We start from the raw sequence: 13,700 nt of genomic DNA on the forward strand, positions 1-13,700 counted from the left end.
TGACACGTCGGCTTAGTTTAATTCTCTAGAAAAATTTCATCAAATACGATATTTGAAATAAATCCCTAGTATTAATTGGATAAAGGTGTTAATTTTTGTCTATAGTTTGTTAGAGTAGCATCTAGACCCATTCGATCATTACCAACAAAAGAAATAAAGCCGTTCTATGCCAGGTGATTATTACGAAATTCTCGGAGTTCCCAGAGACGCAGACAAAGAAGAAATCAAACGAGCTTATCGCCGTCTAGCTAGAAAATATCATCCAGATGTTAACAAAGAAGCTGGAGCAGAAGAACGTTTTAAAGAAATTAATCGCGCTTACGAAATTCTTTCAGAACCCGAAACCCGTTCTAGATACGATAAATTTGGCGAGGCGGGCGTAGCTTCGGGTGCGGGCGCAGGCGGAGAATATGGCGATTTTGGCGGATTTGCCGATATTTTTGAGACGATTTTTGGCGGTTTCGGTAATATGAACGCAGGTGGGCAAACCCGTCGGCGTAATGGCCCCACTCGTGGCGATGACCTCAGACTTGATTTTAAACTTAAATTTAAAGAAGCTGTTTTTGGTGGTGAAAAAGAAATTCGGATTCGTCATCTAGAAACCTGTCAAACTTGTCAAGGCAGTGGCGCAAAATCTGGCACAGGATCGAAAAGCTGTACAACCTGTAACGGAGTAGGACAAGTTCGACGCGCTACCCGTACTCCTTTTGGTACTTTTGCTCAAGTTTCTACCTGTCCAACTTGTAACGGAACAGGTGAAGTGATTGAAGAAAAATGCGAAGTCTGTAGCGGTGTTGGACGCAAGCAAGAAACCAAAAAACTTAAAATTACGATTCCCCCAGGTGTTGATAATAATAATCGTCTCAGAGTTGCAGCCGAAGGTGATGCGGGGCTAAAAGGTGGGCCACCAGGGGATTTATATGTGTATATCACGGTTGAACCTGATGAGGAATTTAAACGGGATGGCTTTGATATTAAAACTGATCTGACGGTGAGTTATCTTCAAGCTATTTTAGGCTGTACTTTAAAAGTTAATACAGTAGATGGTTCAGAAGATTTAGTCCTACCTGCGGGAACTCAACCGAATACGGTTTTAACATTACAGAGTAAAGGTGTGCCAAAACTGGGTAGCCCAACCCTCAGAGGGGATCATCTGTTTACGATTAAAGTCTCTATTCCGACGCGCATCAATAGTGAGGAACGAGAATTACTCGAAAAACTCGCTAAGCTCAAAGGTGATAGTCACGGAAAGGGTGGTATAGAAGGCTTTTTAGGAGGACTCTTTCAAAAATGAGTCAAGTCACTTTAGATCTTAGAGGTACGCCTTGTCCGATTAATTTTGTTCGGACTAAGCTAAAACTAGAACAAATGCCATTAGGAGAGTTGTTAGAGGTTTGGTTAGATGCGGGCGAACCGATCGAACAAGTCCCCCAAAGCTTAACCGTAGAAGGCTATACCATCGAAAATATTAAAGAAAATGACGGTTTTTTTGTTCTACACGTGCGTCGTTAATTTAACGTGAATGATTCTATCTTAAGCGAGAACACAAGTTTACAAGGTATTGTTATAGCAGTACAAGCGAACTACTATCATGTGCAAATAGATGATCAACATAGCGATCATTTTTTACTTTGCACTCGTCGCACCCGTCTAAAAAAAATTGGTCAAAAAGTGATGGTGGGCGATCGTGTTATCGTAGTCGAACCAGACTGGCAAGATAGACGAGGTGCCATAAGGGAAGTATTGCCGCGTCAAACCGAGTTCCAACGCCCTCCCGTAGCCAATGCGGAACAAATCTTACTCGTTTTCGCCCTACAAGAACCGAGTTTAGATCCTTGGCAACTTAGTCGTTTTTTAATCAAAGCAGAATCGACTAATTTAGAGCTATGTTTGTGTTTAAATAAATCAGATCTAATTACACCAGAACAACAGCAAGCATGGCAAGATCGTCTAAATGAATGGGGTTATCAACCGATTTTTCTAAGTGTTGCTCTTAACTCTGGAGTCGAAGAATTACAAGCGCGTTTACAGCGTAAGATTAGCATATTGGCAGGGCCGTCAGGAGTTGGGAAATCGAGTTTGATTAACCGTTTAATTCCTGATGTTGAACAAAGAATCGGATCAGTATCAGGAAAACTCTTAAAAGGTCGTCATACAACACGTCATGTTGAATTATTTACTTTATCCAGTGGTGGATTAATTGCGGATACTCCTGGTTTTAATCAACCTGATCTTGATTGTACTCCCGATGAACTCGCTTATTTGTTTCCCGAAGCAAGACAACGCTTAAATCAGGGCAATTGTCAGTTTAATGACTGTTTACACCGCACAGAACCGAATTGCGTCGTCAGAGGAGACTGGGAACGCTACGAACATTATTTAAAGTTTTTAGAAGAAGCGATCGCTCTTTCGTCTAATTTAGCCCAACTTCCTGATGAAGAAACAACCCTAAAACTGAAAGTTAAAAGCTCTGGATCACACCAATATGAGCCAAAATTAGAGAGTAAGAAATATCGTCGCCCTTCTCGACGGCAAAAACAGCAAAATTTACAAGAACGTTATGAAAATCAAACATTGCAAGATCTAGTAGATACCGAGGAAAATTGGTAATGATTCTTCACAAAGAATTAATCAAAATAAGCCTTAGATGAGAGGGCAATCAATCCTCTACCATAGAAAATAAGAATTGTTAAGAGTATTTGTCTTTAGGTAATCAAAAAGCTATGGAAATCTTAAGTGTTTTAGGATTAATGACGACAGTAAGCTTATTAGGAATGGTTGGTTGGACACTTGGAAGTGTCGTTAAAGATACGATTGAAGTAGCCAAAACCATGCACGAAATACCTTGTGCAAACTGCCAATATTTTACTAATGATCATCGATTAAAATGTACATTGCATCCAAAAATCGCCAATACAGAACAGGCGATCGATTGTTCTGATTATCGTAGATACAGCAAGTACTATTCATGAAAAACAAAGCATATCAATGGCTTGATCAAAATGCAACACAGAGAAAAACTTGGTATTCTTCCGTTGCTAAAGCCTATGATTATGCTAGACCTCGCTATCTTTCACAATTGATTGAATGGGCAGTTGAATTAGCCCAATTATCACCAGAAAGCACCATTCTTGAGGTAGGATGCGGGCCTGGAATTGCCACAGTCGCTTTTGCTGAATTGGGTTTTTCGATGCTTGGTCTAGAACCCAGTTTCCAAATGTGTGAGTTAGCACGTCAAAATTGTCAATCTTATTCTAATGTAGAGATTCAACAAACTTTATTTGAAGAATGGCAAAGAGAAGAAAAAACATTTAATGCTTTTTTAGCCGCTAATTCTTTTCATTGGATACCTGCTGAAGATCGGTATATCAAAGCATCTGAAGCCTTACAGGATCAAGGTTTTTTGATTTTGTTCTGGAATCTGAGTATGCAACCTACATACGAAGTGTATCAAACATTAAATGAAGTGTATGAGCTTTACGCACCCTCTTTAATGCTTTATGAAAGTCAAAACAGACAAAAAGAAATCCTGCAAGAACTGGGACAAGATGTTATTGAGTCGGGTTATTTTAAAGATTTAGTCTCTAAACATATCCCGTGTGAGAAAACGTATAACATTGATGATTATTTAATTCTACTCAGTACATTTTCGCCCTATATTGGGTTAGATTCTAGTGCGAGAGATGCGTTATTTGATGGAATAAGAGAAAAAATCGAGAAAGACTACGACGGGAAAATATCACTTTCCTATCTGTCGGCGGTTCAGGTTGCCCAAAAAATCTAAAATATTTCTCTTATTTGGCATTTTTTTGATAATTTTGAGTTAAAGTAACAATTTCTTCAAAACAAAACTGATCGGTTAATTCAGTCAAAGCATCTTTAAGATCCGCATGAGATGGCGGAATTTGTTCAATCAATTGAAGAATCTGTTTAGCATTCACTCTAGCTGCTGCTTGCTGTAATTGTTCAACCCAGTCGGCAGGCATAACCGATAAATCAGAAATTGTCAAGGGCGGCTTAGGAGCAGATGAGACAGGTTTTTTAAACTCTTGTTTTGTGCTGTAAAGATAGCGAATTCCGAGGTGAACGGACATTGTTTCAAAGATCATTTCAGTTTGGAAAGGCTTACGCATAAAACCATCACATCCTGCTGCATAAGTACTCATGCGATCGTCCTCAAAACCACTTCCCATCAAAGCAATAATAACAGGAGTAGGATTAACTAGAGCTTTGATCTGTTGAGACGCAGTTAAACCATCCATCACGGGCATATGGATATCCATCCAAATCAGATGAGGTATCCATTTTTGACATAATTTCACCGCTTCTAGTCCATTTTCGGCTTCACGAACATCAAAGCCAATAGGTTTGATTAAATCAACGAGTAACCGACGATTTTCTAATTGATCATCGACAATTAAAATACGATAGGTGGGCTGTCCCAATTCTAAACCGATGACTTGCTGATGATTGGATAAAAATGGCGAGTTTTTGGCTTTGCTTAGTTGGGTTTGAATCTCAAACTCAAAAATCGTACCAACTCCGACTTGTGAATATACTTTAATTTCTCCACCCAAAAGACGTACAAATTCTTGACTGATGGGTAAACCTAAACCTGTGCCTTCATGAGTATTTTTGTTCGCTTCTGCTTGGACAAATGGTTCAAATAAATGCTCAAGTTCTTTCTTTTCAATTCCTTTTCCCGTATCCTTGACTTCAAAAAATAAAGTTAAACGTTCAGGGTTTAAAAAGTCGATTTTTTTAATACCTACTTGCAGAGTGACTCGTCCTTGATCTGTAAATTTGATTGCATTACTAATAAGATTTAATAAGACTTGACGCAGTTTGCCCTCATCCGTGTAAATGTAGCGTGGTAAATGGTTAGTATTGGGAAAAATCAATTTTAATTCTTTAGATTCAGCTAGAGAGCGTAGCATTTGCTCTAAAGAGTGCAAAAGTTCATAGAGATCGCAATCATTTTCTTTAAGTGTTGTTTTTCCTGCTTCGATTTTCGATAAGTCCAGCACATTATTGATTAAAGTTAACAAATGTTCACCACTGCGGCTAATCATGCCTAAATACTCTTGCTGTTGAACATTTAAAGAACCATTACGAGTCAATAACTGAGTGAAACCCAAGATCACATTAAGAGGTGTACGGAGTTCATGACTCATATGAGCGAGAAACTGACTTTTGGCGTTACTGGCTTCTTCGGCTTCAGCTTTAGCTTTTTGAGCTTCTTTGGTACTAGCGGCGAGTTGTGCGGTACGTTGTTCTACAGCTTGATTAAGATTTTTTTCACGGGCTGAAACTTCGTGCGCCATCCGTTGAAAGCTACGGGCGAGTTGTCCTGGTTCATCGGAACGTTGAGCTACTTTCATCATTCTAGGACTATCAAACGCCTTAATTTGTGCGCTTGTGATTCGTCCGCCAGTGATTTGACTAGCGATCGCTGTTAATTGTTTAATCGGTTGAATGACACGCCGTTTTAATAATCCGTTGAGTGAGAGTAGAGCGATCATAAACACACTACCAAAAATCAGCATAATCAGCGTTAAATATCGCTGTCGATGTTGAAAAACTTCATCCGCTGGAATATAGAGAATTTGTGCAGCAATGACATCATTTAATCGCCAATCAAAACCGTTTTGGCTACCATAAGTATTGATCAAGCTTTTGGGTGCGTTCTTAGGATTTCCGTGACACTGAAGACAGCTAGATTGTTTCATCACTAAAGGACGCGCCACATAAAATAGCTTTTTTCCATCCACCACACGATAATCAGAAAGAGACTTTAAATCAGGCTGTAGTTGAAAATGTGCAACAATCTTTGTTTCAAATTCATCAGCTTGATCGCGGGTATTGGTTGGGTTTGGTGCTGCTTCTTTATAGAAAAAACTGTGATATTCTGGACGATCTCGAAATCGCTCAAAAATTTCTCTTGCTGCAAATGCGGGTACCGATTCTCGAACAAACTCCTTAGATGTTGTTAACTGCTCTTTAAAAAGTGGGCTAACATAATTATCGGTATAACTTCTGACCGAATTCATTGTCTGCATCAAAAGTTCTGATTTTCTGGCAATATCCGCTTCTGCCTCGTGTTGTATAGTTTGCCATAAAATTAGGCTACTTACAATGATGCCGATCAAAAAGACGATCGTTAGTAATAAAGTAAATTGAGTTCCTAATTTTAGGTTTTTGAGCATTGGACGGATGTCGCGTAATAAATTAGCTTTTTTACCGTTTTATCACTTAATCACATCGATATTTATAAACTTTAAAATAAAATAATATTGGCAGGATAGTTCTTCGTATCCTTAAAAAAATGTTATGAATTTGAGTTCGGACAAGCGAGGAGACATTTTAATCGTCGATGATACGCCTGATAACTTGCGCTTCTTGTCTACGATGTTGACGGAACAAAAATACGAGGTTCGTAGCGTTAAAAATGGTTCATCTGCTTTGATGGGTGTTCAAGCACAACCCCCCGATTTGATTTTGCTAGATATTACGATGCCAGACATGGACGGTTATCAAGTCTGTCAACGACTCAAAGCAAACCCCAAAACTCAAGCAATACCAATTATTTTTATCAGTGCCTTAAGCGAGTCGTTTGATAAAGTTAAGGCTTTTGCTGTAGGTGGTGTGGACTATATTACTAAACCGTTTCAAGTTGAAGAAGTCCTCGCCCGCGTCGAACATCAACTCGCCATACGTCGTCTACAAACACAGTTAATGAATGCCCTCGCGCAAGAACAAGCCCTCAATCAACGTATTGAAGAATTAGCCACCCTAGAAGAAAGAAACCGCATCGCCCGTGATATTCATGATTCTTTAGGTCATATCCTTGTTGCTCTCAATATCCAAATGGAAACCGCCTTGGCTTTGTGGGCGAATAATACTCATCAAGCGCATCAGTTTTTAGTAGAAGCCAGAAAACTCGGCGCAGAAGCCCTAAAAGCCGTTCGTCAATCCGTCGGAGAACTGCGCTCAGAACAATGGAACGGTCAATTCTTAGAAACTGCGATCGCTAAACTCGCTCAAGAATTTCACTCGATGATGGGAATCTTACCTATAACTGAAATCGCGCTCAATGCTCCAGTCTCGCAGCAAGTTGGCACCGTCATCTATCGAATTGTCCAAGAAAGCTTGACAAATATATGTAAATATGCAGGAGCAACATCAGTACAAATTCAGATTCAATCGACGGACACGGGGTTACAGGTCAAAGTCTGCGATAATGGTCAAGGTTTTCGAGTCGATGCAGAGCTTTCGGGATATGGGTTACAGGGAATGTATGAGCGGATATCTTCGCTCAATGGTCATCTAGAAATTATCAGTCAGCCTGGACAGGGTTGTCAAATTATCGCTAATTTACCGAAAATATGATTCACATTTTATTAGTTGAAGATCAAGAGATTATCCGTCGCGGTTTAAAAAGTTTATTAGAGACTAAAACTGATTTTAAAATTGTTGGAGAAGCTAGCAACGGTCAACAAGCGATCGAACTTGTCGAATTATTTCACACCGTATCCCAACCGCTAGACCTTGTACTAATGGATATTCGGATGCCTGTGATGGATGGTGTCGCAGCAACTCAACAAATCTGTCAAAAATTTCCCGAAACTAAAATTCTTGTACTAACTACCTTTGATGATGCTCAATATGTAACAGAAGCCCTAAGAGTGGGTGCTAAAGGTTACTTATTAAAAGATACACCCATTGAAGAATTAGCCGAAGCCATTCGCTCCATTGATAAAGGCTATACTCAGTTTGGCCCTGGTATTGTTGAAAAAATGCTCACCTATGTTTCAACCCCTCAACCAAAAGAACAGTTATTACCGTCGGGGATGAAAGACCTCACCGCTAGAGAACGACAAATTTTATGTATGATTGCTCAAGGACAGAGTAATCGAGAAATTGCACAAACGCTGTTTCTTTCAGAAGGAACCGTGAGAAACCATATTACTCATATTTTAACTCGCCTCAACTTACGTGATCGGACTCAAGCCGCCATTATTGCTAATACTTTTCTTTCGTGGTTAGAAGATCCTAATCATTAAAACAGTGATCATGACATTTGTCATTCTTGTGTTGTGACATTGCTCAGATGAGAAGAACTGCCCCCTCGCCATACATTAGGACTATAGAAACCGAGGGAAACCTCATTAACACAGGAAGATAAAAAGATGGCTACTTACAATGGTTCTAACGCAAATGACTCTTTTGATGCAAGACTGATTCAAATTTATGAACCCTGGCTAATGTACGGTAATGATGGCAACGACACCCTAATCGGTAGTAGTTTTAATGATAGTATCTATGGTGGAAATGGCGACGATTTTATTGATGGTGGTTTCGGCTTTGATCTCATAGTTGGCGGAAATGGCGTAGATACAGTTAGCTATAATTTTTATAGTGGTGGAATTAATGCTAACTTAGCGACTGGAGTAGTTAGTTTTCCAGGTAATGGTACTGGAAGTGATACAGTTTACGGTGTTGAAAACTTAATTGGTAGTCGTGGGAGCGATCGCATTGTCGGTAGTGCAGACAATAATGTGATCAAAGGTGGTGATGGCAATGATTCTATCTATGGTGACTGGGGCAATGACTCTATCTATGGGGAAAATGGCGATGATTTTCTTGATGGTGGTTTAGGTTTCGATCTCATCGATGGTGGGGCGGGTGTAGATACGGTTACTTATGATTTTTATAGCTTTGGCATTAATGCTAACCTAGCGACTGGGGTGGTGACGTTTCCTGCTGAAGGCAGCAATTTAGCCGATACACTTAGAGGCGTTGAAAACATCATCGGTAGTTATGGTAGTGATGTCATTACAGGAAGTGCGGCTAATAATTTTCTCAGTGGTGGCGATGGCAATGATACGCTCAATGGTGGTGCAGGTAGCGATACTCTCAATGGTGGAACTGGCAATAACCTACTCAATGGTGGTGCGGGTAACGATACTTTCTATGTTAATAGCAGTGGCGATGTAGTTGTAGAAGCCGCAAATAGTGGAACAGATACCGTTTACTCTACTGTTAACTATACCCTAACCGCCAACGTTGAAACTCTAATCCTCAATGGTAGTGCAACAATCGGTACCGGCAACAACCTTAATAACATAATCTTTGCTAATAATAATGGCAATACTCTTAATGGTGGCGATGGAAAGGATACCCTAATTGGTGGTACTGGTAATGACTATCTCAATGGTGGCACAGGTAATGACGTTCTGAATGCTTACGGTGGTAGTTATGAAGTGGATAATCTAGCAGGTGGAACGGGTGCTGATAAGTTTATTATGGGTGATGCCAATCGAGCTTTCTATAACTATCCTGGACTTCCTGCGGGTAACTATGATTACGCTGTAATTGCTGATTTCAAAGTCTCTGAAGGCGATAAACTTCAACTACATGGCAATTCTAGCAACTATCTACTCAGTGTTGGAGGAGGTACAGGTTATGGTACTGGGTTGGCGGATACTTTCATCTACTACAGTAACGGGAGTTCTTCTAATCTGGTGGCAATTCTAGCCGATGTTTCTAATTTAAGTCTAGCGAGTAATTCTGTTATTTATGTTTAACTGAATTGTTGATTAATTATATTTGTAGAGACGTACTATAGACCGTCTCTACTATTGTATGATTAATCTTATTTGAGATTTAAAAATTTATCTAAGGCAGAGATCATATTAGGTGGCCATCTCCGAATCGTTTTAACCCATTCTAAATCTTGATAGCGACTATCCATACCAACGGTTGCAACCCAGTTACTTTCTGCTTCTCCTTGTAATCCTTTTTCCCACAGTGTCGCCGTTAAAGCTGCCCTCATATCAGGAAACATCGGGTATTTTCTGACTATATTTCGCATTACTCGCAAAGCTTCGTCTTTTTGTCCTAATTGGTAGAGTGTTACAGCAACATTCGCATTAGCCCAAGCAAAACTAGGAGCCATATTAGCCGCTTTTTTGTAATCTGCTAAAGCGTCATCCCACTCCCCTAAACCTGCTTTGGCATTGCCTCGGTTATTATAAGCCATCGCATCATCTGGCGCGATTTCTAAAATTTTATTATAGTCTGCGATCGCCTCCGTATAGTGTCCCTGTCCTTCTAAAGCTGCACCTCGGTTTAAATAAGGATCAGCCGCATCGGGTGCGAGTTGAATCGCTTGATTATAATCACTAATAGCCTCTTCTAGTTTATGTTGACTGACTCTAGCATTACCTCGGTTACTCCACACCGCAGGATTCGTCGGAAAGTCTTCGGTTAACTGTGTCCAATAAGCCTCTGCTTGCACAAAATCGCCTTTATTGGTCGCTTCTAGTGCTTTTTTAGCGATTTCTTCCCCCTGTTGTAATTGTTCTTCTGTAAAGGAAAGGAAAGGAGTTTCAGCCGCGCTCGCACTCCAAGATATACTTAGAATCAACAATCCACACAATAAACTTAAAAACCAACGTTTCATAATTAATTAACCATTATTTTTTTATTGAAAAAGAACCGTATCGTCTATGAATGCGAGCGGTTCTCATCTATTCTACAAATTGTATCAAAATGTCATCGGTACACTTCCCTGCAAGGGTAGTGCCTGCGATGACCGCCTTCCGAGGTTAAGATCTAGCGTCCACCAACGGTAATTGAATCGACTTTTAAATGAGGTTGCCCGACGGTTACATAAACGCTACCACTAACAGAGCCACAGAAACCCGCCGCTAGTCCTAAATCTTGCGAACACATGGAAATTTTATTCATAATTTCTTTTGCTTCACCAATCAGAGTAGCACCTTTTAATGGTTTAGTGAGCTTGCCATTTTCGACTAAATATGCCTCATCGACGGCAAAGTTAAATTCACCCGTTGCACCGACGCTACCACCGCCCATTTTTTTACAATAAATGCCTTTATCGACAGAAGCAAATAAATCCTCTAAAGTGTAGTCCCCAGACGCGATATAGGTATTTCTCATCCGAGACGCAGCCGCATAAGCATAACTTTGTCGTCTACCACTACCAGTGCGGGGATGTCCAGTATTAATCGAACCAGCACGATCAGCGATAAAATTCTTTAAGATGCCATTTTCAATCAATAATGTCCGTTGAGCAGGCATTCCTTCATCATCCATATCGATCGTACCAAAAGCATTACTTGATAGCCCTTCATCCCATGCAGTTAGATTTTCGTGGGCAATTTTTTCGCCTTTTTTATCGATAAAAGGAGTCGTTTTTTGTTCGATTTGTGTTGTTTCTAAAAGATGTCCGCACGCTTCATGAAAAATCACCCCACCGAAATGATTAGCCATGATGATCGGATAGGTTCCCGACTCTACATAATCAGCATAGAGCATTTTACCCGCCGACTCTGCCACATCTTCGGCATCTGTTTGATAGTTCCAAGTTCTCAAGAAACCAGGATCACTTGTATTTCCAGCGCGTTTACCAATTGAAGAACGATTTGCACCATCAGCACACAATAAATTGTAGCCAACAGACTGAGTTAAGCGAATATCACGAGCAAAAGTCCCATCAGAAGACGCTACTAGAACTTCTTGCCAGTCACGGAAATATGCCGCCCGACGCGATTGGACATGAGACGCTTTTTTGTTGATATAATCATTAGCCGAAAGTAAAATATCGCCCATTTCTTGCATTGAACTACTTTGAGAAAGCCAATTTTCTTTCCCTTTCGCGCTGGCATAGTCTCGCAGCATTTCTAGATTAATTTCAGGAATAAACGCATTTGGAGAGGGAAGCGTTAAACCAAGAATCGATAATCCTTTTTCAAGAGCGTTTTTCAGTCCATTAAAAGATAAGTCATTTGTACTAACATAACAGTCAGCTTTTCCGCGAAAGACTCTAATTCCCGCACCAGTAGACAAACGAGGGGCAATGCTAGTGATCAGATCATTTTCAGCCAGACAACTGATATAATTAACTTTTTCTAAGAAAAATTCAATAAAATCGGCACCCGCAGCACGTCCTAAACCGAGAAGGGTAGCCAGTGGAGATTCCCAAGTCAGGTCAAAGCGATCGAGACTCGGACTATACTGCAAGGAGGGGATTTCTTTGGAAATGAGTAAAGAGGATGGCATAAATCGGTAAAATCAGATTGATCAATTGCTGATATCTAACAGTCTAACAAGATCTACACTCTAAGCGCTGTCTCCATGAGGAGCTATTATTTTTCGGAATTTTCAGCTGATTTTCCTTTGCATTCAGTATTAATTGTTATATAATTCACAGAGAATTTAGGCTATTCCAGATGAATCAACTTACTCCATTTGTTAATAAACTGCGGCGAGCCAAGAGAAACTTTGAATATAGTGTGCAGGACTTGACTCGTAGTTTTAATCAATCTTCTAAAATTGTTAATCAAAAAGAAATCAGAGTAATTGGGTTAAAAAGAAGTGGTAATCATGCGATTATTAACTGGATCTGGAAACAGTATGGAGAAGATGTAACACACTTAAATAATCTTCGAGTTAAATGTAATCCTTATCGATTTCTTTACGAACATTATCCCACTGAAAGACTTAAGCGAGAAGCTTTGGGAAATTTTACCGAAAAAGAATTATTAATCTATAGCTATGAAGATCATCGACTAGAAGACATTGTTCATCAAAGTTTTGAAAAAAAACATGATTTGTATTTAGGAAAAAGTGCCAAGCGTTATGATCTACTAATTTTAAGAGATCCATTTAATTGTTTTGCGAGTCGCATCAAAATGTATATCAACAAGAATCAATACGATAAACATCATACATTAGTGACTAATGAAAGTGTGAAATTATGGTTAAGCTATGCTCAAGAATTTTTAGGTGAAACTAATTTTTTAAAAAACAATAAAATTTGTATTAATTATAATTTATGGTGTTCTGAAATAGACTATCGTCAACAACTTGCCAAACAACTCGATTTAGAGTTTTCGGATGCAGAATTTGAGCGAGTTAAAGAACAAGGTGGCGGAAGTTCTTTTGATGGTTTGAGTTTAAAAGAGCAAGGCTCTAAAATGAAAGTAACAGAAAGATGGAAATTGATGGCGGAGCATCCTTTTTTCATAGAATTGATCAACAATTCCGAAGTCCTTGAATATTCTAATCAAATATTTGGTGAGATTTCAGGCACAGAATTTTTGCTGAAAAAAAATAATTAGAAATTCGGCTCAACCCGCTTAAAAAGCGATCACATCTTCATTGATCACTTCAGACACGAAATTCAATAGCTTATAGTTTAGCAAGCTATTGCTCTAAAATTCCCTAAAACCAATTGAAAATTGCGTGATGAAATTTTCCACAAAAATGTTATGCGAAGCGGATCATAAGTTTTTCATTTATCACAACTGAATTTAAAGACAAGAGCAAAAGTACGCTGACTAAATTTAATCGTTCCATTCACCTTTAGGGGGTAATGGAGGATTACGCTTAAAAGTACGAGTTAAATCATCATCTTGATCTCTTTCACCTCTTAACCATTGTTTAATCGCTGTTTCGATGACTCGACTCGGATCGTTGGTGAGATGCTTGATTTGTTCTAAAACTTCTGAGTCAAGATGGATAGAAATCTCGACCTTATCGGCTGTGCGTTGAGTAGGCATGGCATTTTCACTCATAGACTTAAAGTTTGGTTCCTCCATTGCTTGGATCTTCCTTTCCTATTGTAATCATTCAACAGTTTTAACGATCTGCTATGACATGAAAGTATGCCT

General features: G+C 39.4%; 13 protein-coding genes. 9 read left to right on the forward strand and 4 right to left on the reverse strand.

The annotated features are described in order from the left end of the window. The first annotated feature begins 166 nt into the window (after positions 1–166). From dnaJ to CFPU101_RS07140, 5 genes are all read left to right on the forward strand, one after another. Positions 167–1,294 (forward strand): molecular chaperone DnaJ, encoded by a 1,128-nt coding sequence (dnaJ, locus tag CFPU101_RS07120; RefSeq protein WP_206814639.1) that lies wholly within the window; start codon positions 167–169, stop codon positions 1,292–1,294. Next, on the forward strand, positions 1,291–1,512 hold the full coding sequence (locus tag CFPU101_RS07125; RefSeq protein WP_206814640.1) for a sulfurtransferase TusA family protein: 222 nt from the start codon (positions 1,291–1,293) through the stop codon (positions 1,510–1,512). Before dnaJ ends, CFPU101_RS07125 begins: the two co-directional genes overlap by 4 nt. 6 nt (positions 1,513–1,518) lie before the next feature. Beyond that, positions 1,519–2,610: a small ribosomal subunit biogenesis GTPase RsgA gene (gene rsgA / locus CFPU101_RS07130; RefSeq protein ID WP_206814641.1), complete on the forward strand. Its 1,092-nt coding sequence runs from the start codon at positions 1,519–1,521 to the stop codon at positions 2,608–2,610. 113 nt (positions 2,611–2,723) lie between these two features. Then, the gene (locus CFPU101_RS07135) at positions 2,724–2,972 is read left to right on the forward strand and encodes a hypothetical protein (RefSeq protein ID WP_206814642.1); all 249 of its coding nucleotides are present in this window, start codon (positions 2,724–2,726) and stop codon (positions 2,970–2,972) included. After that, positions 2,969–3,784, forward strand: coding sequence for a bifunctional 2-polyprenyl-6-hydroxyphenol methylase/3-demethylubiquinol 3-O-methyltransferase UbiG (locus tag CFPU101_RS07140; RefSeq protein ID WP_206814643.1), 816 nt, complete (start codon positions 2,969–2,971; stop codon positions 3,782–3,784). Before CFPU101_RS07135 ends, CFPU101_RS07140 begins: the two co-directional genes overlap by 4 nt. A 10-nt stretch (positions 3,785–3,794) precedes the next feature. On the opposite strand, the gene CFPU101_RS07145 is transcribed toward CFPU101_RS07140, so the two are convergent. Further along, positions 3,795–6,206 (reverse strand): DUF3365 domain-containing protein, encoded by a 2,412-nt coding sequence (locus CFPU101_RS07145; protein WP_206814644.1) that lies wholly within the window; start codon positions 6,204–6,206, stop codon positions 3,795–3,797. Between the two features lie 124 nt (positions 6,207–6,330). Between CFPU101_RS07145 and CFPU101_RS07150 the strand changes: the two genes are divergently transcribed. The 3 genes from CFPU101_RS07150 (at position 6,331) to CFPU101_RS07160 (ending at position 9,587) form a co-directional block, all read left to right on the forward strand. Continuing rightward, positions 6,331–7,389 (forward strand): response regulator, encoded by a 1,059-nt coding sequence (locus tag CFPU101_RS07150; protein ID WP_206814645.1) that lies wholly within the window; start codon positions 6,331–6,333, stop codon positions 7,387–7,389. Continuing rightward, a complete protein-coding gene (locus CFPU101_RS07155) occupies positions 7,386–8,063 on the forward strand; it encodes a response regulator transcription factor (RefSeq protein WP_206814646.1) in 678 nt (225 codons plus the stop codon). The genes CFPU101_RS07150 and CFPU101_RS07155 overlap by 4 nt, the downstream gene beginning before the upstream one ends. A gap of 126 nt (positions 8,064–8,189) precedes the next feature. Continuing rightward, positions 8,190–9,587: a calcium-binding protein gene (locus CFPU101_RS07160; RefSeq protein WP_206814647.1), complete on the forward strand. Its 1,398-nt coding sequence runs from the start codon at positions 8,190–8,192 to the stop codon at positions 9,585–9,587. A gap of 68 nt (positions 9,588–9,655) precedes the next feature. Here the strand turns inward: CFPU101_RS07160 and CFPU101_RS07165 are convergent, their stop codons facing one another. Together CFPU101_RS07165 and CFPU101_RS07170 are read right to left on the reverse strand one after the other, a co-directional pair. Then, a complete protein-coding gene (locus CFPU101_RS07165) occupies positions 9,656–10,465 on the reverse strand; it encodes a tetratricopeptide repeat protein (protein ID WP_206814648.1) in 810 nt (269 codons plus the stop codon). Between the two features lie 152 nt (positions 10,466–10,617). Then, positions 10,618–12,087, reverse strand: a complete 1,470-nt coding sequence (locus CFPU101_RS07170; protein ID WP_206814649.1) for a TldD/PmbA family protein — start codon at positions 12,085–12,087, stop codon at positions 10,618–10,620. A 170-nt stretch (positions 12,088–12,257) separates the two neighbouring features. Between CFPU101_RS07170 and CFPU101_RS07175 the strand changes: the two genes are divergently transcribed. Further along, positions 12,258–13,148, forward strand: a complete 891-nt coding sequence (locus CFPU101_RS07175; RefSeq protein WP_206814650.1) for a hypothetical protein — start codon at positions 12,258–12,260, stop codon at positions 13,146–13,148. Between the two features lie 225 nt (positions 13,149–13,373). Here the strand turns inward: CFPU101_RS07175 and CFPU101_RS07180 are convergent, their stop codons facing one another. Further along, a complete protein-coding gene (locus CFPU101_RS07180; RefSeq protein ID WP_206814811.1) occupies positions 13,374–13,604 on the reverse strand; it encodes a type II toxin-antitoxin system CcdA family antitoxin in 231 nt (76 codons plus the stop codon). Positions 13,605–13,700 lie beyond the last annotated feature (96 nt).

It is taken from the genome of Chroococcus sp. FPU101 (assembly GCF_017312365.1).
Lineage (GTDB): Bacteria > Cyanobacteriota > Cyanobacteriia > Cyanobacteriales > Microcystaceae > Chroococcus.

Coding starts and splice junctions, on each gene's coding strand:
- CFPU101_RS07175 (WP_206814650.1), top strand. CDS start 12,258: ATGAATCAACTTACTCCATTTGTTAATAAACTGCGGCGAGCCAAGAGA.
- CFPU101_RS07160 (WP_206814647.1), top strand. CDS start 8,190: ATGGCTACTTACAATGGTTCTAACGCAAATGACTCTTTTGATGCAAGA.
- CFPU101_RS07170 (WP_206814649.1), bottom strand. CDS start 12,087: ATGCCATCCTCTTTACTCATTTCCAAAGAAATCCCCTCCTTGCAGTAT.
- CFPU101_RS07165 (WP_206814648.1), bottom strand. CDS start 10,465: ATGAAACGTTGGTTTTTAAGTTTATTGTGTGGATTGTTGATTCTAAGT.
- CFPU101_RS07140 (WP_206814643.1), top strand. CDS start 2,969: ATGAAAAACAAAGCATATCAATGGCTTGATCAAAATGCAACACAGAGA.
- CFPU101_RS07180 (WP_206814811.1), bottom strand. CDS start 13,604: ATGAGTGAAAATGCCATGCCTACTCAACGCACAGCCGATAAGGTCGAG.
- CFPU101_RS07135 (WP_206814642.1), top strand. CDS start 2,724: ATGGAAATCTTAAGTGTTTTAGGATTAATGACGACAGTAAGCTTATTA.
- dnaJ (WP_206814639.1), top strand. CDS start 167: ATGCCAGGTGATTATTACGAAATTCTCGGAGTTCCCAGAGACGCAGAC.
- CFPU101_RS07155 (WP_206814646.1), top strand. CDS start 7,386: ATGATTCACATTTTATTAGTTGAAGATCAAGAGATTATCCGTCGCGGT.
- CFPU101_RS07145 (WP_206814644.1), bottom strand. CDS start 6,206: ATGCTCAAAAACCTAAAATTAGGAACTCAATTTACTTTATTACTAACG.
- CFPU101_RS07150 (WP_206814645.1), top strand. CDS start 6,331: ATGAATTTGAGTTCGGACAAGCGAGGAGACATTTTAATCGTCGATGAT.
- CFPU101_RS07125 (WP_206814640.1), top strand. CDS start 1,291: ATGAGTCAAGTCACTTTAGATCTTAGAGGTACGCCTTGTCCGATTAAT.